Origin of the sequence: Paracoccus sp. Arc7-R13 (genome assembly GCF_004010775.1) — a bacterium.
GTDB classification, from domain to species: Bacteria; Pseudomonadota; Alphaproteobacteria; order Rhodobacterales; family Rhodobacteraceae; genus Paracoccus; species Paracoccus marcusii.
On sequence record NZ_CP034813.1, the window covers coordinates 131,235 to 152,697 of the forward strand.

The 21,463-nt window shown below is 68.2% G+C and carries 17 protein-coding genes; 8 read left to right on the forward strand and 9 right to left on the reverse strand.

Annotation, left to right across the window (positions count from 1 at the left end; all coding sequences use genetic code 11):
• The first annotated feature begins 140 nt into the window (after nucleotides 1-140).
• Together EOJ32_RS18400 and EOJ32_RS18405 are read left to right on the forward strand one after the other, a co-directional pair.
• Complete coding sequence (locus EOJ32_RS18400) at nucleotides 141-1,034, forward strand: LysR family transcriptional regulator (protein ID WP_045983485.1); 894 nt, start codon at nucleotides 141-143, stop codon at nucleotides 1,032-1,034.
• A gap of 227 nt (nucleotides 1,035-1,261) precedes the next feature.
• Entirely contained in the window at nucleotides 1,262-2,017 is a 756-nt protein-coding gene (locus tag EOJ32_RS18405) for an IclR family transcriptional regulator (protein ID WP_127899796.1), read from the forward strand.
• A gap of 32 nt (nucleotides 2,018-2,049) precedes the next feature.
• On the opposite strand, the gene EOJ32_RS18410 is transcribed toward EOJ32_RS18405, so the two are convergent.
• The 5 genes from EOJ32_RS18410 to EOJ32_RS18430 are packed head-to-tail and all read right to left on the reverse strand — an operon-like array spanning nucleotide 2,050 to nucleotide 6,631.
• Nucleotides 2,050-3,045 (reverse strand): branched-chain amino acid ABC transporter permease, encoded by a 996-nt coding sequence (locus EOJ32_RS18410; protein ID WP_127899797.1) that lies wholly within the window; start codon nucleotides 3,043-3,045, stop codon nucleotides 2,050-2,052.
• 1 nt (nucleotide 3,046) lies between these two features.
• Entirely contained in the window at nucleotides 3,047-3,934 is an 888-nt protein-coding gene (locus EOJ32_RS18415) for a branched-chain amino acid ABC transporter permease (RefSeq protein ID WP_045983482.1), read from the reverse strand.
• A gap of 1 nt (nucleotide 3,935) precedes the next feature.
• A complete protein-coding gene (locus tag EOJ32_RS18420) occupies nucleotides 3,936-4,637 on the reverse strand; it encodes an ABC transporter ATP-binding protein (RefSeq protein WP_045983481.1) in 702 nt (233 codons plus the stop codon).
• On the reverse strand, nucleotides 4,634-5,410 hold the full coding sequence (locus EOJ32_RS18425) for an ABC transporter ATP-binding protein (protein ID WP_045983480.1): 777 nt from the start codon (nucleotides 5,408-5,410) through the stop codon (nucleotides 4,634-4,636). Before EOJ32_RS18425 ends, EOJ32_RS18420 begins: the two co-directional genes overlap by 4 nt.
• Nucleotides 5,411-5,425: 15 nt before the next feature.
• Nucleotides 5,426-6,631, reverse strand: coding sequence for an ABC transporter substrate-binding protein (locus tag EOJ32_RS18430; RefSeq protein WP_127899798.1), 1,206 nt, complete (start codon nucleotides 6,629-6,631; stop codon nucleotides 5,426-5,428).
• Nucleotides 6,632-6,913: 282 nt separating this feature from the next.
• Between EOJ32_RS18430 and EOJ32_RS18435 the strand changes: the two genes are divergently transcribed.
• On the forward strand, nucleotides 6,914-8,440 hold the full coding sequence (locus tag EOJ32_RS18435; RefSeq protein WP_127899799.1) for a lyase family protein: 1,527 nt from the start codon (nucleotides 6,914-6,916) through the stop codon (nucleotides 8,438-8,440).
• Nucleotides 8,441-8,444: 4 nt separating this feature from the next.
• On the opposite strand, the gene EOJ32_RS18440 is transcribed toward EOJ32_RS18435, so the two are convergent.
• Nucleotides 8,445-9,809 (reverse strand): amidase, encoded by a 1,365-nt coding sequence (locus EOJ32_RS18440; RefSeq protein WP_127899800.1) that lies wholly within the window; start codon nucleotides 9,807-9,809, stop codon nucleotides 8,445-8,447.
• A gap of 170 nt (nucleotides 9,810-9,979) precedes the next feature.
• On the opposite strand from EOJ32_RS18440, the gene EOJ32_RS18445 reads away from it, so the two are divergent.
• Nucleotides 9,980-10,666 carry a superoxide dismutase gene (locus EOJ32_RS18445; RefSeq protein ID WP_127899801.1) on the forward strand — a complete coding sequence of 229 codons (687 nt, stop codon included), beginning with the start codon at nucleotides 9,980-9,982 and terminating at the stop codon, nucleotides 10,664-10,666.
• Between the two features lie 204 nt (nucleotides 10,667-10,870).
• Here EOJ32_RS18445 and EOJ32_RS18450 read toward each other — a convergent pair whose 3' ends face one another.
• Nucleotides 10,871-11,875, reverse strand: a complete 1,005-nt coding sequence (locus EOJ32_RS18450; RefSeq protein WP_240542593.1) for a PHB depolymerase family esterase — start codon at nucleotides 11,873-11,875, stop codon at nucleotides 10,871-10,873.
• A gap of 275 nt (nucleotides 11,876-12,150) precedes the next feature.
• Here EOJ32_RS18450 and EOJ32_RS18455 point away from each other — a divergent pair, with 275 nt between their 5' ends.
• Nucleotides 12,151-13,839, forward strand: coding sequence for an alpha/beta-hydrolase family protein (locus tag EOJ32_RS18455; RefSeq protein ID WP_127899803.1), 1,689 nt, complete (start codon nucleotides 12,151-12,153; stop codon nucleotides 13,837-13,839).
• A 35-nt stretch (nucleotides 13,840-13,874) separates the two neighbouring features.
• Here EOJ32_RS18455 and EOJ32_RS18460 read toward each other — a convergent pair whose 3' ends face one another.
• Both EOJ32_RS18460 and EOJ32_RS18465 read right to left on the reverse strand, forming a co-directional pair.
• The gene (locus EOJ32_RS18460; RefSeq protein WP_127899804.1) at nucleotides 13,875-15,512 is read right to left on the reverse strand and encodes a hypothetical protein; all 1,638 of its coding nucleotides are present in this window, start codon (nucleotides 15,510-15,512) and stop codon (nucleotides 13,875-13,877) included.
• 436 nt (nucleotides 15,513-15,948) lie between these two features.
• Entirely contained in the window at nucleotides 15,949-17,316 is a 1,368-nt protein-coding gene (locus EOJ32_RS18465) for a dicarboxylate/amino acid:cation symporter (protein ID WP_127899805.1), read from the reverse strand.
• Nucleotides 17,317-17,512: 196 nt separating this feature from the next.
• Here EOJ32_RS18465 and EOJ32_RS18470 point away from each other — a divergent pair, with 196 nt between their 5' ends.
• Genes EOJ32_RS18470 through EOJ32_RS18480 form a run of 3 tightly spaced genes read left to right on the forward strand, consistent with a single transcriptional unit; the run spans nucleotide 17,513 to nucleotide 21,434 of the window.
• On the forward strand, nucleotides 17,513-19,183 hold the full coding sequence (locus tag EOJ32_RS18470; RefSeq protein ID WP_240542594.1) for an ATP-binding protein: 1,671 nt from the start codon (nucleotides 17,513-17,515) through the stop codon (nucleotides 19,181-19,183).
• Entirely contained in the window at nucleotides 19,180-20,526 is a 1,347-nt protein-coding gene (locus EOJ32_RS18475; protein WP_127899806.1) for a sigma-54 dependent transcriptional regulator, read from the forward strand. Before EOJ32_RS18470 ends, EOJ32_RS18475 begins: the two co-directional genes overlap by 4 nt.
• Nucleotides 20,527-20,582: 56 nt before the next feature.
• On the forward strand, nucleotides 20,583-21,434 hold the full coding sequence (locus tag EOJ32_RS18480; RefSeq protein ID WP_064503574.1) for a glycosyltransferase family 25 protein: 852 nt from the start codon (nucleotides 20,583-20,585) through the stop codon (nucleotides 21,432-21,434).
• Nucleotides 21,435-21,463: the final 29 nt, after the last annotated feature.

Sequence of the window (21,463 nt, forward strand, 5' to 3'; positions counted from 1 at the left end):
CGGGTCGCGGACGGCCACCCCCAATGCGCAACACACGCGGGGTGCCGCCGCCCGGATCACGCTAGCGCGACGGTTTCGGTTGCGGAATCATCCGCGACATAGAAGACTTTCCACGTTCCATTGAAAGCGGGCCAACGGCGATGTCCTATCTTGAAAGCTTGCGGGTCTTCGTGCGGGTGGTCGAATTGGGCTCGATCACGGCGGGGGGGCGCGATCTGCGCCTGTCGCCCGCGGTCGCATCGAACCGGATCAAGGATCTGGAAAACCGCTTTGGCCTGCGCCTGCTGAACCGCACCACCCGCAAGCTGACCACGACCGAGATCGGCCGCGCCTTCTATGACCACGCCCGACGCGTGATCGAGACCCTGGACGAGGCCGAGGCTCTGATCGGCAGCTTTTCGGGCAAGCCGCAGGGCGTGATCCGCCTGACCGCGCCCCTGGGCCTGGGACGGCGGCTGGTCGCGCCGCTGATCCCTCCCTTCTGCGCCGACAATCCGGGGATCGAGATCCGCCTGCGCCTGTCCGACCGCAACGTCAACATCGTCGAGGATGCCATCGACCTGGCCTTCTTTCTGGGAGAGCCCGCCGATTCCGCATTGAAATGGCGCAAGATCGCGGAATGCCCGCGCGTGCTGGTCGCGTCGCAGGCCTATCTGGACGCCGCGGGCACGCCGCTGCGGCCGGACGACCTGGCGGGTCATAACTGCCTGTTGCTGCGCTATCCGCGCAGCCCGGAATATTACTGGACGCTGCAGACATCGGACGGGCCGCGCAAGATGATGGTGCAGGGGCGGTTCGACACCGACGACGGCGACGTGCTGCGCGATTGGGCGCTGGCCGGGCACGGCATCGCCAACCGCCCGCTGTACGAGGTGACGCAGGACCTGGCCGACGGTCGCCTGGTCGAGGTCCTGCCCGCCAACCGCCCCCTGCCCGCGCAGTTCGGCTGCCTTGCCCCGCACAGGCGTCTGCAGGACCCCAAGGTCCGCATGTTCGCCGACCACGCGGTGCGGGAGCTGCGTCCGCTGTTCTAGGCCGGGGCAAGGACTTTACAGCGACGATTGATAATCGGCACGGGACGACCGCACCACCGCGGGGTTTGCCGTTGATCCGCCTGCATATTCCACCGTCTGTCCGGCCGGTGGGTGATGGCCCGGCGCATCGCACGCCGCGGGGCATTAATTAATATTTCTGGACGGATTTTCCATCGCATGCGACCCAAAGAGGTGACCCGACACCGGGTGATCAAGGAGAGACCGCAATGGCCGACCCGACCCGCCGCCGTGGCCGCCCCTGTGCCGACGGACCCGACCGCCCGCTGACCGTCCAGGCGTTGGACCGCGCGCTGGACATGCTGGACCTGCTGTCGCTGCATCCCGGCCTGACGCTGAGCGAGGTGGCGCAGCGCACGGGGCTGCCCGCATCCGCCACGCATCGCATCCTGCAGACCCTGGCCCTGCGCGGCATGGTCGAACGCTGTGCCGCGACGCAATGCTGGTCGGTCGGGCCATCCAGCTTTCGCCTTGGGGCGGCCTTCCTGCGCCGGTCGGGGCTGATCGCGCGGGCGCGCCCGATCCTGCAGGACCTGGTCGCGCGCACCCAGGAGACGGCCAACCTGGGCATCCTCAGCGATGGTGGCGTGCTGTTCGTGTCGCAGGTCGAATCCGACCAGCCGATCCGCGTGGCCTTTCCGCCCGGAACGCGCGCATCGCTGACCGGATCGGGCATCGGGCGGGCGATGCTGGCGATCAATGCGGGGCCTGCGCCCGACGCGGCCTGCCCCGATCTGGCGCGCATCCGCAGGCAGGGCTTTGCGTTCGACGATCAGGGACGGATGGCGGGGATGCGCTGCGTGGCCGCGCCCATCGTGGACATGGCCGGGCGCGCGGTGGCCGGGCTGTCGATCAACACCCCCGCGCATCGGATTGGGACGCGCCAGGTCGGCGCGATCGGCGCGGCGGTGGCCGAGGCCGCCGCCCGGCTGACCGCCGTCACTGGCGAGCAGCTGCACCTGTAGAAGCCCGCCCCCCGGACGGGACGGGCCTTGGGTCAGCTGTCGGACTTGAACCCCAGGCTGCGGCCGATCCGCGAGGCATAGAACTCGCCCACCAGGCCGCGCCGGAACAGCAGCACGCAGACCATGAAGACGACCCCGGTGATGACCGTCACCGGCAGCGGCGAGGTCGCCAGATAGTTCTGCAGCGTCACTACCAGTCCCGCGCCGATGACCGGCCCGATCAGCGTGCCGATGCCGCCCAGCAGCGTCATCAGGATCACCTCTCCGGACATCTGCCAGCCGACATCGGTCAGGGTCGCGAACTGGAACACCAGGCTTTTCACGCTGCCCGCCAGACCGGCGATCGCCGCCGACATGACGAACGCCGCCAGCTTGTAGCGCGCCACGGTATAGCCAAGCGACGTGGCCCGCGCCTCGTTCTCGCGGATGCTTTTCAGGATCATGCCGAAGGGAGAGTTGATGATCCGCCAGATCGCCAGCATGCCCGCCAGGAACACGCCCAGAACGAAATAGTACATGTTGATCTGGTTCGACAGGTCCAGCATGCCTAGGAAGGTGCCGCGCGGGACGGACTGGATGCCGTCCTCTCCGTTCGTGAAGGCGGCCTGCAGGCAGAAGAAGAAGAACATCTGCGACAGGGCCAGGGTGATCATGGCGAAATAGATGCCCTGACGGCGGATGGCGATCAGCCCCATGATCAGGCCCAGCCCCGCCGCGCCCGCGACCCCGACCAGGATCCCCAGTTCGGGCGACAGACCCCAGACCTTGACCGCATGCGCGGTGAAATAGGCCCCGCCCCCGAAGAAGGCCGCATGCCCGAAGGACAGAAGGCCGGTATAGCCCAGCAGCAGGTTGAACCCTGCGGCGAACAGCGCAAAGCACAGGATCTTCATCAGGAAGATCGGGTACAGGAACATGGGCACCAGCAGCAGGAACCCCAGCATGGCCAGCAGGATGACCGCCTTGATGCGGCCGGCTGCCGGGACGCTCGCGGGGGCCGCGGGGGTGGTTGCATCGGAATGGCTCATCTTACACGTCCTTTCCGAACAGGCCCGCGGGCCGCAGGATCAGCACGATCGCCATGATGACGAAGATCACGGTGTTCGATGCCTCGGGGTAGAAGACCTTGGTCAGACCCTCGGCGATGCCCAGCATGTAGCCGGTGACGATGGCACCCAGGATAGACCCCATGCCGCCGACCACGACCACGGCGAACACGACGATGATGATGTTCGTGCCCATCAGCGGCGACACCTGATAGATGGGCGCCGCCAAGACGCCCGCGAATGCCGCCAGCGACGCGCCCAACGCATAGGTCAGCGTCAGCAGCAGCGGCACGTTCACGCCGAAGCTTTGCACCAGCACCGGGTTCTCGGTGGCCGCGCGCAGGTATGATCCCAGCTTGGTCTTCTCGATCAGCAGCCACACGGCGATGCAGACCGCCAGCGACGCCACGATCACCCAGCCCCGATAGATCGGCAGGAACATGAAGCCCAGGTTCACGCCCCCCGCCAGCGCCGGCGGCGTCGGATAGGGCTGCCCGCTGGAGCCGAAGAAGTACCGGAACGTCCCCTCGATCGTCAGGGCCAGGCCGAAGGTGAACAGCAGGCCATACAGATGGTCCAGCTTGTAGAGCCGCGACAGCATGGTCCGTTCGACCAGCGCGCCGAAGGTGCCCACGATCAGCGGCGCCAGGATCAGCGCGATCCAGTAGTTCACGCCGGTCCAGGTCAGCAGCAGCAGGGCCACGAACGCGCCCAGCATGTATTGCGCGCCATGGGCGAAGTTGATCACCCGCAGCAGGCCGAAGATCACCGCCAGCCCAAGCGACAGCAGCGCATAGAACGACCCGTTGATCAGGCCGATCAGCAGCTGCCCCATCAGGGCAGCCATCGGCACGCCGAATATCATCGTCATGTCAGACCCCCAGTTCGCGATTGAGCATGTCCATGTTGGCGGGCAGCTGGCCCACCGGGAATTCAGCGGTCATCTGGCCGTGATCCATCAGGTAGAACCGGTCGGCGACCTTGCTGGCAAAGCGGAAGTTCTGTTCGACCAGCACAACGGTCATGCCGCGTTTCTTCAGTTCGCCCAGCACGGTGCCGATGTTCTGGATGATCACCGGGGCCAGCCCCTCGGTCGGCTCGTCCAGCAGCAGGCAACGCGCGCCGGTGCGCAGGATGCGCGCCATGGCCAGCATCTGCTGTTCGCCCCCCGACAGTTTCGTGCCGGGGCTGTTCCTGCGTTCATGCAGGTTCGGGAACAGGGCATAGATCTCGTCGACCGACATGCCGCCCTTGGCCACCACAGGCGGCAGCATCAGGTTCTCCTGCACCGACAGGCTGGCGAAGATGCCGCGCTCCTCGGGGACGAAGCCCAGGCCGGCGCGGGCGGTCTTGTGCAGCGGCATGGTCATCATGTCGCTGCCGGCAAAGGTGATGCTGCCGGTGCGCTTGCGCAGGATGCCCATGATCGACCGCAGCGTGGTGGTCTTGCCCATGCCGTTGCGGCCCAGGATGCAGATCATCTCGCCTTCGTTCACGTGCAGGTCGACGCCGTGCAGGATGTGGCTTTCGCCGTACCAGGCGTTCAGCCCGGCGACATTCAGAAGCGCGCTCATGCGTCGGTTCCCATATAGGCGGTGCGCACGCGGGGATCGGTGGACACCGTGGCGTAATCGCCGCTGGCCAGGATCTCTCCGCGCTGCAGCACGGTGACGCGGTCGCAGATGTCGGCCACGACCGACAGGTTGTGTTCGACCATCAGGACGGCCCGGTCGCGGGCCACGTCGCGGATGATGCCGGCGACGGTGCGCACGTCCTCAAGGCCCATCCCGGCCATCGGCTCGTCCAGCAGCAGGACCTTGGGGTCCAGGGCCAGCGTGGTCGCGATCTCCAGCACGCGCTTGCGGCCATAGGACAGGTCCATCGCGCGGGTGTCGCGGTATTCCGTCAGGCCCAGCTGCGCGATCAGCTCGTCCGCGCGCGGGTTCAGCCGGTCCAGCGACGACAGCGACCGCCAGAACTGGGTGGCCAGCCCGTTGGGCCGCTGCAGCGCGACGCGCAGGTTCTCCAGCACCGTCAGGTGCGGGAACACGGCCGAGATCTGGAACGACCGCACCAGGCCAAGCCGCGCCACCTCGGCGGGCTTTCTAGCGGTGATGTCCTGACCCAGCAGGGTGATCGACCCACGGGTGGGCGTCAGGAACTTGGTCAGCAGGTTGAAGACGGTGGTCTTGCCCGCGCCGTTCGGGCCGATCAGCGCGTGGATGCGGCCGTGTTCGACATCCAGGTCGACATCGTTGACGGCGGTGAAGCCGGCGAAATCCTTGCCAAGGCCGCGGGCGGATAACACCACCCGCGGCTGGTCCTGTTGCACAGGCATTGCTGTCATGGGTCCGTCCGCGCCCTAGTTCGCCGCGACCAGCGCGCAACCGCTTTCGGCCGGATCGATGAACGCCTCGGACCCGGGGATGGTCGCCAGGACGTTGAAGTAATCCCAGTCCGTGGTGATGTCGGCCGGTGCCTTGACCTCCAGCAGATAGACGTCGGTGATCAGGCGTCCGTTCGCGCCCACCGTGCCGCCCTGAGAGAAGACGTCGTTGACCGGCAGCGTGTGCAGCTGTTCGGACACGGCGGCGGTCTCATCGGTGCCGGCGGCCTCGATGGCCTTCAGGTACTGCAGGACGGCCGAATAGGTGCCGGCATGGACCATGTTCGGCATCGCCTGCGTGCGCTCGAAGAAGCGCTGCGCGAATTCGCGGCTTTCGTCGGTCCGGTTCCAGTAGAAGGATTCCGTCAGGGTCAGGCCCTGCGCGGCCTCGGCGCCCAGGCCGTGGACCTCGGCCAGGGTGAACAGCAGCGCCGCCAGGCGCTGGCCGCCCTGCACGATGCCGAACTCTGCCGCGGACTTGATGGCGTTCTGGGTGTCCAGGCCGGCATTGGCCAGGCCGATGACCTTGGCCCCCGATGCCTGCGCCTGCAGCAGGAAGGACGAGAAATCATTGGTGGACAGCGGATGGCGGACCGACCCCAGCACCTCGCCGCCATTGGCGGTGACATAGGCGCCGGTCTGCTCCTCCAGCGAATAGCCGAAGGCATAATCGGCGGTCAGGAAGAACCAGCTGTCGCCGCCCTGCTCGACCAGCGCGCCGCCGGTGCCCACGGCCAGCGCGTGGGTGTCATAGGCCCAGTGGAACCCGTTCGCGGTGCATTGCGCGCCGGTCAGTTCGGTGGTGGCAGCACCCGTGGTCATGGTGATCTTGTCGGCCTCGTCCGACAGCGCCTGGACGGCCAGCGCCACGGACGAGGTGGTCAGCTCCATGATCGCGTCGACCTGTTCGGTGTCGTACCACTGCCGCGCGATGTTCGATGCGACATCGGGCTTGTTCTGGTGATCGGCGGTCACGACCTCGATCGGCATGTCCAGCACGGTGCCGCCGAAATCCTCGACCGCCATCAGCGCCGCCTGATAGGAATAGGTGCCGCCGAAATCGGCATAGACGCCCGACTGGTCGTTCAGGATGCCGATCTTGACGACGTCATCCGATACCTGGGCCATCGCGGCGGTGGCCGTGGCGCCCAAGATCGCCACCGATGTCAACAGTCTAGCCATGGTCTTCTCTCTCCCTCGTGTCGGACCGCAGGCGTGTGGGCGGGCCACCCGCCGGGTCGGCGGTCCGGTTCATCGTTTCCGTGAATGACTGGCGACCCTCTCCCCAAGGTCGCGCTTGGGAAAGGTTGCAGAATAGGTTTGCCTTGGCAAGGACGCTTGGACCGCCCTGCGGCAACTTGCACAGGCTGCAATCCGCCAGCGGCGCGGGCGGCGGCGGGTCGGGGCTTGGCCTGCGGTCCACAGCCCCTATCCTGACCCCCTGAACACGGGGAGGAGACCACCATGACCTGTCATCCGACACGCCGCATCGCCGCGATCCTGCTGGCGGGCACGCTGCTTCACGCCCAGGCCGCCGCGGCCCAGGACCCTGCCGGTCCCGACGCGCCGCCGCGCGACGAGTTCTTCTGGCTGGGCCAGATGAACAAGGCCAGCCTGGTCATCAACAGCCAGGAGGGGCTGTTGGACCCGGCCCTGGCCCCGGACATCGCCGACGCGCTGACGCAGGTGATCGCCGCGGGCGACGCGCCCGACGGGGAACGCCCCCGCACCGTCATCAGCTTCGAGCCGCTGCTGATCGATGCGGGCGGTCCGCAGGTCACCCTGCTGCATGCCGGGCGGTCCAGCCAGGACATGCACGCCACCTTCCGCGCCGCGATGCTGCGCGACAAGATGCTGGAGCTGGCCGATCAGCTGCACGCGACCACGACCACGATGGTCGATCTGGCCGAACGCCATGCGGGCACCATCGTGCCGAATTACACCAACGGGGTCGCGGCCCAACCCAACAGTCTGGGGCATTACCTGCTGGGCCATGTCGCCGGCCTGGACCGCGACGCGCAGCGCATCCGCGAGGCCTATGCCCGCATCGACCGCAGCGCGATGGGCACCACCGTCCTGAACGGCACCGGCTGGCCGCTGAACCGCCAGCGGATGGCCGAATACCTGGGCTTTCCGGCGCTGGTCGAGAACGCCTATGACGCGTCGCAGATCTCGTCGATGGACCACCCGGTCGAGGTTGCGGGCATCGTCACCTCGGTCGCGCTGCACAGCGGCAACCTGGTCGAGGACATCATGACCCAATACGCTCAGACCCGCCCCTGGATGCTGCTGGAGGAGGGCGGAGAGAACACCTATGTCTCCTCGGCCATGCCGCAAAAGCGCAATCCGGGCCTGCTGAACAACACGCGCAGCGATGCGTCGCAGGCCATCGCGCTGGCGATGGGGCCGGTCCTGCAAACGCACAACATCACCCCCGGCATGCCCGACCCCAAGGATGTCGCCGACAATGCCGCGATGGTCGATGCGGGCATCGCCACCCTGTCGCGGCTGGACGCGGTCCTTCAGGCGCTGGTCATCGATCAGGATCGCGCGCTGGAGGAGCTGAACAGCGACTGGACCGCCTCGCAGGAGATCGCCGACCGGCTGATGCGCGACCACGGCCTGCCCTTCCGCGAAGGCCATCACGTCGCCTCCGAGATCGTGACACATGCGCGCCAAAACGGGATGGGCCCGCTGGACTTTCCCTATACCGAGGCGCAGCGCATCTATGCGGATGCCGTCGCAGGCACCGACGCCCCGGCCGATCTGCCCCTGACACAGGAGCAGTTCCACCAGGCCCTGGACCCGGCCGCGATCGTCGCCGCGCGCGCCACCTCCGGCGGGCCGCAACCGCAGGAGATGACGCGCATGATCGGCACCGCCCGCGCGCGGCTGGACGATCACGCCGGCTGGATCGCGGCCCGGCGCGGCCATGTCGATGCGGCGCTGGACCGGCTGGACGCCGATTTCGACGGCCTGACGCGGGACTGACCCGTCAGGGCGCTGGCTGGCGGTCGATCCAGGATGTCGCGGCCTCGTAGGCGCGGCCCAGGTTCAGCACGCAGGCATCGCGCCCGCGATGGCCGATCAGCTGCAATCCCATCGGCGTGCCGGACGGTCCGAACCCCGCCGGCACGCACAGCGCCGGCAACCCGGTCAGCGATGCCGGCACGACCACCTCCATCCAGCGGTGATAGCTGTCCATCTGTCGTCCCGCGATCTGGCGCGGCCAGGTCCAGTCCGCGTCGAACGCGAACATCTGCGCCGACGGCAGTGCCAGGATGTCCACGTCCATCCCCGCCGTGTGGCGGAACCAGTCCGACCGGATCGTGCTGGCACGGCGCAGGTCGGCGGCGGACAGGGCCAGGCCGCGCTCGATCTCCCACCGCAGTTCGGGCTTCACCTGATCCGGGGCGCTGTGCAGCAGCGGGCCAAGGCTGCCCGCGATGGTCCAGCTGCGCAGCGTCGTCCAGGCCTCCCACAGGGCGGCGGCGGAAAAGGGTGGCGCCATGGGCACCACGTCATGGCCCAGATCGGCCAGCACCTGCACGGCGGCCCCGCACAGGTCCAGCACGCCCGGCTCCATCGCATAGGCCCCGCCCCAATCGCCCAGCCAGCCGATGCGCAGCCTGACCTTGGGCGGCGCGGGGCGATAGGGGCCGCTGGAATGCGGGTGCATCGGATCGGGGGCGGACTGGACCGCCAGCAACAGCTCCAGGTCGCGGATCGACCGCGCCATCGGGCCTTCGGTTGACAGCTGGGACAGGAACAGGTCGCCCGGGTTGGACGGCGCGACCAGGCCATAGCTGGGCCGGAACCCAAAGACGTTGTTCCACCCGGCCGGGTTGCGCAGCGACCCCATCATGTCCGACCCGTCCGCCAGCGCCACCATGCGCGCGGCCAGCGCCGCCCCCGCGCCGCCGCTGGACCCGCCCGCCGACCGCGACAGGTCATAGGGGTTGCGCGTGACGCCATAGACCGGGTTGTAGCTGTGCGACCCAAGCCCGAATTCGGGTGTGTTGGTCTTGCCGATGATCACCGCCCCGGCCCGGCGCAGGCGCGCGACCATCGGGCTGTCCGCCACCGGCACATGATCGCGAAACGCGGGCGAGCCATAGGTCGTGACGATCCCCGCCGTGTCCGCCAGATCCTTGACCGCCATCGGCAACCCCTGCAGCGGCCCCGCAGGCGCCTGCGCGGCCTCGGCCAGCAGGGTGTCGCGGTCGCGCAGCGCGACGACGGCGTTGATGGACGGGTTCGTCGCCGCGATCCGGTCCAGCGTCAGCGCCATCAGCCCGACCGCATCGATGCTGCCCTCGCGCAGGGCCTCCAGCTGGCTTGTCGCATCCCCGGTGATCATCCGATGTGCCCCTTTTCCTGATGTCGCAGTCACCGTGGGGCGAAACCGCGTGCCCCACAACCCCCGCGGCCCATGCCGATCACGGAACCGTGTGCATCCATGACATCGGCGTTGGAACGGAACATCGGGCGCATGCTGCGGTTGTGCCCCGACACCAACAGGAGAACCCGATGAAACAGACCCTTGCGATCCTTGCCATCTGCGCCACGCCCGTCGCAGCCCTTGCCCAGGCCGAGGGAGAGTTCTCGCTGCCCGACCTGCCCTATGCCGCGGACGCGCTGGACCCGGTCATCAGCGCCGAGACCATGGGCCTGCATCACGACAAGCACCACCAGAGCTATGTGACCAACCTCAACACCGCCATCGCCGAGGGCGACGCCCCCGCCGGCACCGCGCTGGAGGATCTGGTGGCCAATGCCGGCACCTATCCCGACCGCGTCCGCAACAACGCCGGCGGTCACTGGAACCACACGTTCTTCTGGGAATCGATGGCCCCCGCCGATCAGACCGGAGAGATGTCGCCCGAACTGACCGAGGCGATCGAGGCGGCATTCGGTTCCGACGAGGAGTTCCGCACCGCATTCCAAGAGGCCGGTGCAGGCCAGTTCGGATCGGGCTGGGTCTGGCTGATCGTGAACGATCAGGATGAGCTGGAGATCACCTCGACCCCGAACCAGGACAACCCGCTGATGGACGTGGCCGAGACGCAGGGCACGCCGCTTCTGGGCAACGACGTGTGGGAGCACGCCTATTATCTGACCTACAACAACCGCCGGGCCGAATATCTGGAAAGCTGGTGGGATGTCGTGAACTGGGGCGCCGTGTCCGAACGCTATGGCGCGGCACTGGCCGAATAAACCACGGCCATCCCTAATCTTAGGACGGGCGGCACGGCAACGTGCCGCCCGTCTTCTTTGCGATACCAAAATAGCGCGCGACGGGCCAGAAACGACGGCGCGAGGGCGTCGGAGCCGTGCAATGGGCCGGTCAGAACCTGTTCCGGCGGGCTAAGCGTCTGGCACGACGTCGGTATCAGGGCATCCCATTCAGGCCCCTGCGTTTCAGGTGGGCGGGGCGGCCCGCGTCTTGCGCGTCGTCCTGTGGGACAGGAAGAACCGCAGCATCTGGGCCGAGGCATCCGGCCCGCCCGGATCGACGAACCGACCCGCACGCGAACCGCCCGACCAGGCATGGCCCGCGCCCTTGACCAGCCAGTGTTCCACCCAGGACCGGCCCTGCCCCACCCGGTGGCTGGTGCGCACATAGGCCCGTCCGCCCGGCACGGTGCGGGTCAGTTCCACCGCGCGCAGGCCCGGGAACGTCTCGACCGCGCGGATCGCCACGAAGCGGCCGTTGCGCGGGGTCACGATGTGGTCGTCGCTGCCGTGGAAGATGATCGTGGGGACGGGCGTGGCAAGGCGGCGGCCGGGGCTGCCCTGCTTCATCGCGATGATGGCCGAGGTCTTGTCCCCCGCCGCGCCCGGCGGCAAACCGGAATGACACCCGACGGCGGCGAACAGATCGGGATAGGCATGCGCCAGCAGCATCGCGGTCGACCCGCCCGCCGACAGGCCCGCGACATAGACCCGCGCCGGGTCCGCGCCATAGCGCGCCAGCATGTCCCGGGTCAGGCTGGCCAGCAGGGCGGGTTCACCGCCGTCGCGACCCTGATCCTCGGGGCGGAACCAGTTCCAGCAGCGGTTGGCATGCGCCTCGCGCGGCTGCGCGGGATAGACCACGATCACGCCCCGCTGTTCGGCCAGCGCGTTCATCCCGGTGCCCTTGGCGAAATCCTCAGGCGTCTGGCCGCAGCCATGCAGCATCACCAGCAGTGGCAGCGGCACCCCCGCCCCGATCGCCGAGGGCAGATAGACGCGATACTTGCGCGTCCCGTGGGCGCAGGTATGGGTCCCCGTCTCGAACCGCGCCGATCGCGGGGCGGCGGCCCGCGGCTTTGCGGCAGGCTTTGACTTGGCAGGCTTGGGCTTTGCCGCCTTCGGCGGCTGCACGGCGGCGGTGGCCGCCTGCGTCATCGCCTTGGTGGCCGTCTTGATGAAGGCGCCCATCAGACCCGCCATGGCGTTGGCGCCGGATTTCCGGCGACGGGTTCCGATGCGAAGTCTGGGGCGCCTGGTCACGGGGTTCGGAGCAGCGTTCGGGTGCACATGGCCTCTGCGTCGCATGCGCCCCCGGATTGGGCAAGCGGCAACCCCGGTTCCGGCGGTCATGGCTGCCATGACGCGCTGACAGGTCCGGGCGCGCTTGCCCATTCGGGCGGCGTTTGACATTTTGCGGGCAGACGCCCCGGCCCCCGCCGCGCCGCAACGAAAAGGTCCTGCCGATGACGGCCGCCATGCTGACGTGTCTGGACTGGCTGGACCGGCGCACGTCCGGAGTGGGCCTGGTCACCGGCGCGCTGTTCGTCGCGGGCTCGCTGACGCCCAGCCTGATCCCGCGCAGCCCCCAGATCCAGGGCATCCTGGCGGGGTTCTGCTTTGCCGCGGGCTATGGGGTGGCGGTGCTGGCCGGCGCGCTGTGGCGCTATCTGCAGCTGCCGCGCATGACGGACCGCCAGGCGCGCCTGCTGGTGCCGGCGATGGGCGCGGTGGCGCTGGTCATCGTTACCGTGTTCCTGCTGCGGTCCGCGGAATGGCAGAACGACATCCGCGCCGCCATGACCCTGCCCCCGGCCGAGGGCGTGGCGCCCTTCGTGGTGGCGGGGCTTGGCACCGCGGTCGCGTCGGTCCTGCTGATCCTGGGCAAGCTGCTGGTGGCGCTTGGCCGTTATGTCAGCGCGCGCATCGCGCAGGTCCTGCCCCGCCGGCAGGCACGGGTTCTGGGCGTGCTGCTGACGATCCTCGTGACCTATCAGGTCTTCAGCGGCGTTCTGGTGCGCAACGTCGTCTCCAGCATCGACCAGTCGGCGCAGGCGCTGGACGACCTGATCCCCGCCGAACAGATCGCCCCCGACCAGCCCTGGCAGACAGGCAGCGCCGAATCGCTGGTCGCCTGGCAGGATCTGGGACGCGAGGGGCGCAATTTCGTCGCCACCACCCCCGACCCCCAGGCCATCGCCCGCGTCACCGGACAGCCCGCGCGGCAGCCGCTGCGCGTCTATGTCGGGCTGAACGCGGCGGACACGCTGACCGCGCGCGCCGATCTGGCGGTGCGCGAACTGGAACGCGCGGGTGGGTTCGACCGCAGCACGCTGGTCGTCGCCATGCCCACCGGCACCGGCTGGATGGACCCCGCCGCGATAGAGCCGCTGGAGCATCTGAACCACGGCGACGTCGCGACCGTGGCGTTGCAGTACTCCTATCTGCAAAGCTGGATCTCGCTGTTGGTGCAACCCGAACAGGCGGCCGAGGCCGGGCGCGCCCTGTTCGGGGCCGTCCACCGCCGCTGGCAGCAGCTGCCGGAGGAGACGCGCCCCCGGCTGTATCTCTATGGTCTCAGCCTGGGCGCGCACAGCTCTCAGCAGTCGTTGCGCCTGCACGAGATGCTGGATCAGCCCATCGACGGGGCACTGTGGGTCGGGCCGCCCTTCGTCAGCCAGCTGTGGCAGACGCTGACCGCCGAACGCGACCCCGGATCGCCCGCATGGCTGCCGCACCTGACCACCGGAGAGGTCGTGCGCTTTACCGACGGCCGCCAGTCGGTGCATGACGGCGGCCCCTGGGGCGAGGTGCGGATCGTATTCTTGCAATACGGCAGCGATCCCATCGTGTTCTTCCGGTCCGACAGCGCGATTCGCCCGCCCGAATGGCTGGCCAGCCCCCGCGCCCCCGAAGTGTCGCCCGACCTGCGCTGGTATCCGATCATCACCCAGCTACAGCTGGCCTTCGACATGGCGATCGCGCTGGAGGTGCCGATCGGGCATGGCCATGTCTATGCCCATGTCGATCACATCGACCCCTGGCTGGCGATCACCGACCCGCCAGGATGGACCCCCGAACGGCTGCAGGCGCTGCGCGTCCATTTCCTGGCGCGGCAACAGGCGGTCACGACACAGCCCGGCAGTTCGGGCTGACCCCAGTCCGGCTGCTGCCTGCGGCGACGACCGCGTCAGGCGCGGCTGTCGGCGATGGCGCGCCAGCGCGGATTGTCGTCGCCGACATGGCGCCGCGCGCCCCAAAAGCCCGCGGGCCCGGGACCGGACACCTCGACGAAGGCGTTGAAGAACGCCCCGCCCGCCGCGCCAAAGCCGTCGATGGCGCGCCGGTACAGCGCGCCCATCTGATCCGAATAGTGGAACCGCTCGAGGAAATCGAACAGCTCGGGATCGGCGTCGATGGCGGCGCGGTCGGGGACGATGTGGCTGCCGCCCTCGTACATGACCAGGGACAGGCCTGCCTCCTGGGCGATGGCGTGCTGTGCGGCCCAGACCTCCTCCAGCGTGGCGATGGTGGTGCCGCCCTCTTCACCCGCAATATGGCGTCCGTCGGCCACCTGTTCGGCCATCAGATCGAATGCCTGCGCATCCCCCATGTCGCGCCAGGACCGGATCAGCGACAGGTTCGCGGGACGCCCGATGCCGCCGTCGAAATAGCCCGTCACCGCATAGGCATCGAAATGGGTCTTGGGTGCCCGGCGGTCCGGACCGTCCGCCACCCACAAGGGCGCATCCAGCATGGCATGGTTCAGGTCGATCCAGGCGGTATGGGCGGTGATGACCTTGCGCAGGCGGTCGGGCGCATCGGCATAGACCGCGTCCAGCAGCACCGCCATTTCAGCCGCACGGCCACCGTAATACTGCATCCAGCCATCGCCTTGGCCGGGCCATTGCTCCTCGGCCTGCTGCAGGGCCCACTGTGTCTGGCCGAACTGGAAATTCCAGACCTCGTTCGAGAATTCGTACCAGGCGGTCAGGCCCGGATCCAGGCTGTCCCGGACCAGCGTGGCAAAGCGGGTGATGTGGTCGTCGGTCGCCAGATGCGGAAAGCAGAACCACGGATCGATGCCCAGCTGATTGGCCAGCGCCACCATCACCTCGACCGGCACGCCCAGGGTCCAGGTGGCCGAGGTCAGGCGCGGCCGGTCGTCCCACTCGGACAGCGTGCTGTCATTCGTGGCCATCCAGTCCATGAAGCGGATCACCCGGAACCCGCCGATCAGCGCCAGCCATTCGGGGCGAAAGATCTGTCCTGCATCATATTCGGCCTGCAAGTCCTGATGGATGCAGCGGAAATTCCGCGCGGGATCGGCGGCGTCCTGCCTGACGATGTCGATCGCCACGATCCCCGTGTCCGACGCGACATAGTCGAACTCGGCCCATCCCGGCCCGGTGGTCACGTTCGTGCCGGTCCCGTTGATGCGCACGTCGCCGGTTCCGTCCCAGGTCATCCGGTAATGGCCGTTCACACTGATATCGTCGGCGGACAGGTCGCACAGGATGATCGTACCCACGGCAGTCGAGCCGTCGGGGATGCTGATAGGCCAGCCGTCGGCATCCAGATGCCCGCCCTCGCGCAGCTGGGCGTTGGTATGGGACACGAACTCGGCCTCGGACCGGCCCATCCATTCACGGCTTTGGCGCATCACGTCGATGAATGGCTGAGAGGCCCCCCAGTCAGAAATACCCGACAGCCCCACCGCAATGCCCCCCGGTTCGGTGCGTGTCGCGGCCCGCGCCACCGGCGGCATCCCAATCGCGGCCTGCAGTCCGAAGGCAGCGCCAAGCATCAGTACGGAACGTCTTTTCACCGGCGGCCCTCCATGCACTGCCCCGACAAAGGGGACCGTGAATTTCTAACAGCGTGGTGCACATACGGGCAAGGCGTTTACCGGCAGAGGAATTTGCGGCCCGGTTCGGGACCACAGCCCCCCGGCCAGATCAAATATGGCTCAATACCCGTATTCATCTTATTGAAAATACATGATAATAACGGGATTCTTCAGTTGGTTTCCAGAAGCCGTCACAAGGTCGGATCATGCAGTCAACGCGATCTGGGCCCGTCTGCACGGATCACGATGCCGCAAGGTCGGACCGGCGCCCGCAGCACCGATCCGACCCAAGCGCAACTGTTGCGCGACTGTATCTGGCCCGAAATCATCCTGCGCGGCGCATAGGAATTTTTGGTGACGGGCGCAGCGGTTCGTAAAAACGGGGGCGCCGGATTGCGACGCCCCCGAGGCTTGATCAGTCTGCGCTGCGTTCGCCCAGCTGCAGGCCGGCGGGGACGGGAACCAGGTCGCCCACGGGACGAGCCTGTCCGACGGGCCGACCCGCCAGGGCGGCGTCGAACTGGTCGCGGTCCAGCGCGCCTTGCCAGCGGCTGACCACAACCGTGGCGACCGCGTTGCCGATGAAGTTCGTGACCGAGCGGCATTCCGACATGAAGCGGTCCACGCCCAGGATCAGCGCCATGCCCGCGACCGGCACGGTCGGGACGACCGACAGTGTCGCGGCCAGCGTGATGAAGCCCGCGCCAGTGACGCCCGCCGCACCCTTCGACGACAGCATCGCGACCAGCAGCAGCAGGACCTGTTGCTGCAGCGACAGGTCAGTGTTGGTGGCCTGGGCGATGAACAGCGCGGCCAGCGTCATGTAGATGTTGGTGCCGTCCAGGTTGAAGCTGTAGCCGGTCGGCACGACCAGGCCCACGACGGGGCGGGCGCAGCCGGCCTTCTCCATCTTCTCCATCAGCGAGGGCAGCGCGGATTCCGACGACGAGGTGCCCAGCACCAGCAGGATCTCGGCCTTGAGATAGGAGATCAGCCGGAAGATCGAGAACCCGTTGACCGTGCAGACCGTACCCAGGATCACGATCACGAACAGGGCCGACGTCAGGTAGAACGTGCCGACCAACGCCGCCAGGTTCACGACGGACCCGATCCCGTACTTGCCGATGGTGAAGGCGAAGGCCCCGAAGGCGCCGATGGGGGCGGCCTTCATCAGGATGTCGACCACGCGGAAGATCGCGAAGCTGGCCGATTCCATGACCGACAGGACCGGCTTGGCGCGGTCGCCGACCATGATCATGCCGATGCCGAACAGGATCGCCACGAACAGCACCTGCAGGATGTTGCCCTCGACGAAGGCCGACACCAGCGTGGTCGGGATGATGTCCATGACGAAGCCCACCAGGCTGGTTTCGTGCGCCTTTTCCGCATAGCCGGTGACGGTGCTGGCATCCAGGGTGGACGGGTCGATGTTCATGCCGCGGCCGGGCTGGATGACGTTCGCCACGATCAGGCCGACGATCAGCGCCAGCGTCGAGAAGGTCAGGAAATAGGCGAAGGCCTTGCCCACGACCGATCCCACGCCGCGCAGCGTGCCCATTCCGGCCAGGCCCGTGACGATGGTCAGGAAGATGACCGGCGCGATGATCATCTTGACCAGCTTAATGAAGGCGTCGCCCAAGGGCTTCAGCGCCTCGCCGGTCTGGGGATAGAAATGGCCGATCAGTGCGCCGGCGACGATGGCAAAGATCACCTGGACGTACAGGTGGGCGTAAAAGGGCTTGGGGGCGTGCGCTTGGGGATGCGCGGGGGCGTTCAACTGCATCTGGTCTCCTCCGACCTGCATGTGACGATGACGTGACACAGGATAGCCTATCGGACCCGACTGCCCGCCTTCCGCGCGCATGGCAGCAATGCGTTGATTTCATGACTTTCTGTCGGCATGTGGGGGTCAATAATGTGTGGTTTTCCACACAGATGCCGCGTGCTAGTGTGGGAACCGAAACAGTTCGGGAGACGGGATGGAACAGGCGGCGACCTTGCGGGAATCGCGCTGGCGGCTGCATCCCGCGCTGCTGGTGCTGGTCGCAGCTCTGCTGGCGGGGCCTTGGGCCGCCTATACGGTGACGCGCGACGGGATGCTGGCGCAGCTGGACCAGGACGCGCAAGCCGCCGCCGAAAGCCGCGCGTTGACGCTGGACAGCATCCTTGACCGACAGCGTGCGGTGGCCACCGTCCTGGCCGTCGACCAGCAGGTGATCCAGTTGCTGCAGCAGGGTGGCCCCGACCGCGATTTCGCGGTGTCGGCCAAGATGGACCTGCTGCGGGCGGAAACGCAAAGCGACGTGATCTATCTGCTGGATCGCCGGGGCGTGTCGGTGGCCGCGTCGAACTGGGACCTGCCGTCCAGCTTCATCGGCCACGACTATGGATTCCGGCAGTATTTTCGTCAGGCGGTGGCGCAGGGCACGGGCCAGGAATACGCGCTTGGCACGGTCAGCGGGCGGCCCGGCCTGTACCTGGCCCATGACATCCGCGACGGGGCGACGCTGTTGGGCGTGGTGGTGGTCAAGGTCGAGTTCGACCCGCTGGAGGCCGCATGGGCGCGCGATACCGGGGCCACGCATGTGGTGGACGGACAGGACCGGGTGATCATCTCGGGCCAGCCGGCGCTGCGGTTTGGGGGCCTGCCGGATGTCCGCGGCATGGTGCAGGCCCGCGCCAGCGTGCGCGGCACCGACTGGACCCTGCTGGTTCGCCGCCCCTTGGCCGAGGCGCAGCGCGTGGCGTCGCTTGCAGCAGGGACTGCCGTGCTGGCCGTGCTGCTGGCCGGGGTCGTGGTCGCGGTGATCATGGCCCGCCTGCGCCGCGCCGCCCGCCGCGCGCGGGCCGAGGCCGCCTATCGCGCCGACCTGGAACGCGCGGTCGAGGCCCGCACCCGCGACCTGTCCGGAGAGATGCGCGAGCGCCGGGCCGCCGAACAGCGTCTGGTGCAGCTGCAATCCGATCTGGTGCAGGCCAACAAGCTGGCAACCTTAGGGCAGGTCAGCGCCGGTTTCGCCCATGAGGTGAACCAGCCCCTGGCCACGATCCGCCTGCTGGCGGAGAACGGCCGCGCGATGCTGGACCGCGACCCGGCGCCGGTGGCCGCGAACCTGGACCGGATCATCGGCATGACCGACCGGATCGGCCAGATCACGTCCGAACTGCGCAACTTCTCCCGCAAGGCGACGGGGGCCGTGGGGCGGGTGGCGCTGGCCGACGCGATCCAGGCCTCGCTGATGCTGACGGCCAGCCGGCGGCGGACCAGCGCGATGGATTTCGCGCTGCCCGACCTGCCCCCGGATCTGGCCGTCCGGGCCGAGGCCGTGCGCCTGGAACAGATCCTGGTCAACCTGCTGACCAACGCCCATGACGCGCAGGAGGGCCGCTCTGATCCCCGCATTGCCATCGCGGTCCAGGCGGACGACGCCCGCGTCACGCTGACCATCCGCGACAACGGTCCCGGCCTGTCGCCCGACATGGCCGCACAGCTGTTCACGCCCTTTGCCACGGACAAGCCGCAGGGGCTGGGGCTGGGGCTGGTCATCTCGCGCGACATCGCCCGCGACTTCGGCGGCGAGCTGGACGCCCTGCCCCCGGAACCGGGCCAGGGGGCCGCGTTCCGCCTGAACCTGCCGCGTGCCGCATGACCGGGACCGTCCGCCTGATCGACGATGACGACGACCTGCGCGCGGTGCTGGAGCAGACGCTGACCCTGGCCGGGATCGCGGTCGAGGCCTTTTCCGATGCCCGCTCGGCCCTAGCCGGGTTTGACGCGGATTACGCGGGCATCGTGCTGTCGGACGTGCGGATGCCCGGCATGGACGGGCTGCAGCTGTTTTCGCATCTGCGCGGGATGGACCCTGACCTGCCGGTGATCCTGCTGACCGGGCATGGTGACGTGGCGATGGCGGTCGCGGCGCTGCAGCAGGGGGCCTATGATTTTCTGACCAAGCCCGTTGGCGCGGACCGGCTGGCCGCCTCCTGCCGCCGGGCACTCTCGGCGCGGGCGCTGGTGCTGGAGAACCGCCGCCTGGTGCGGCGGGCGGGTGAGGACGCCGCCCGCGTCGCGCCACCGCTGATGGGGGACAGCGCGGCGATGATACACCTGCGCGACGGCCTGGACCGCGTGGCCGAGGCAGAGAGCGACGCCCTGATCACCGGCCCGTCCGGGTCCGGCAAGTCGCTGGTGGCGCGTGCCATCCACCGCCTTGGGCCGCGACGGGGCCGCGGGTTGGTGGTGCTGGACTGCGCCACCGTGGACGAGGCGGGGTTCGACGCATTGCTGTCGGGAACCGAGACCCCGCGCGGTCCGCGCCGACCTGGCCTTCTGGAGCAGGCCCATCGCGGCGTGCTGTGCCTGGAGGACGCGCCCGCCCTGCCCCCGCACCTGCAGGCCCGCCTGCTGAGCCTGGTCGAGGCCGGCGAATACTGGCCCGCGGGGGCCGCCGCCCCGCGTCCGCTGGCGCTGCAGATGCTGGCCACGGCCCAGGACGATCCGCAGGGGCGGATGCATCCGGGCCTGTATTTCCGGCTGGCCCGTGCCCGCCTGTCGGTGCCGTCCCTGTCGGCGCGGCGCGACGACATCCCGGCGCTGTTCCGGCATTTCCTGCAGGCCGCGGCGGACCGGCTGTCGCGGCAGGTGCCGCCGCTGACGGACCTGGTTCTGGCGCGGCTGGCGGCGCATGGCTGGCCCGGCAACCTGCGCGAATTGCAGGCCTTTGCCGAAGGTCACGTACTGGGCCTGTCGCCCATCGGCCCCGCGGGTGACGGTCCCAACCGACCACCCCTGTCGGACCTGGTCGCCGCCTACGAGGCCGGCCTGATCCGCGACGCGCTGCGCGAGGCGCAGGGCAATGCCACGGGCGCGATGGCCGCGCTGAACGTGCCGCGCAAGACCTTCTATGACAAGCTGACGCGCCACGGCATCCGCCCCGCCGATTTCCGCCGCCGCGACATGCGCCGATCCCCCGATCCCGACGATCCGTCTTGACGGATCGACCCGCAGCCGACATGCGGGAAAGGTCTGCCATCGAATTGAGAATACCGATGTCGAATCAAGCACTGCCCGCGGGATTGTCGGTCTATCTGATCAATCTTGACCGGGCCGTCGACCGGCTGGCGCGGATGACCGCGAAATGCGATGCCGTGGGCCTGCCCTTCGAACGGGTCCCGGCGGTGGACGGGTCGACGCTCAGCTTTCCGCATCCGGCCTTCGATGCCTGGGGCTATCGCTATCTGCACGGCCGCCGGGTGATCCCGGCCGAGGTCGGCTGCTATCTCAGCCATGTCGCCTGCGCGCAGCGGCTGTTGGACAGCCAGGACACGCATGCGCTGATCCTTGAGGACGACGTGGCCTTTCCGCCCGATTTCACCGCGATCCTGCGCGCCGCCATGGCCGAGGACGACAGCTGGGACATCCTGCGGCTGAGCACGATGAACACCGGGCGCAAGTTCGGCTTTCGCGACCTGCCCGGCGGGCGCCGCCTAGCCAAGGCCTTCACGCGCGAAAAGGGCGCCGGCGCCTATGTCATCAACCGCGCCGCGGCCCGGTGGATCACCGGACGGCTGATGCCGATGCGCCTGTCCTATGACATCGCCTTCGACCTGGAGTACCTGGCCGGGCTGCGCGCGGTCTTCGTCGACCCGCCGCCGGTCGACCAGCGCGACGAACCGGCCTCGCAGATCCAGATGAACCTGCGGGCGTCGAAATATCCCGCAACGCGCTATCTGACCGTCCTGCCCTATCGCGCCTGGCTGGAGATCAGCCGCCTGGTCGCGCGCAGCGGCCAGTACGTCTATGCGCGCGCGCATTACCTGCCCTACAAGACCGTCCTGAAGGTCGCGTCCTTCGTGCTGGCCATCACCCTGGGCATCGACGAGATCTTCGACAACATGTAAGGCCGCGCCGCCCCGCGTGGGGGCGGCGC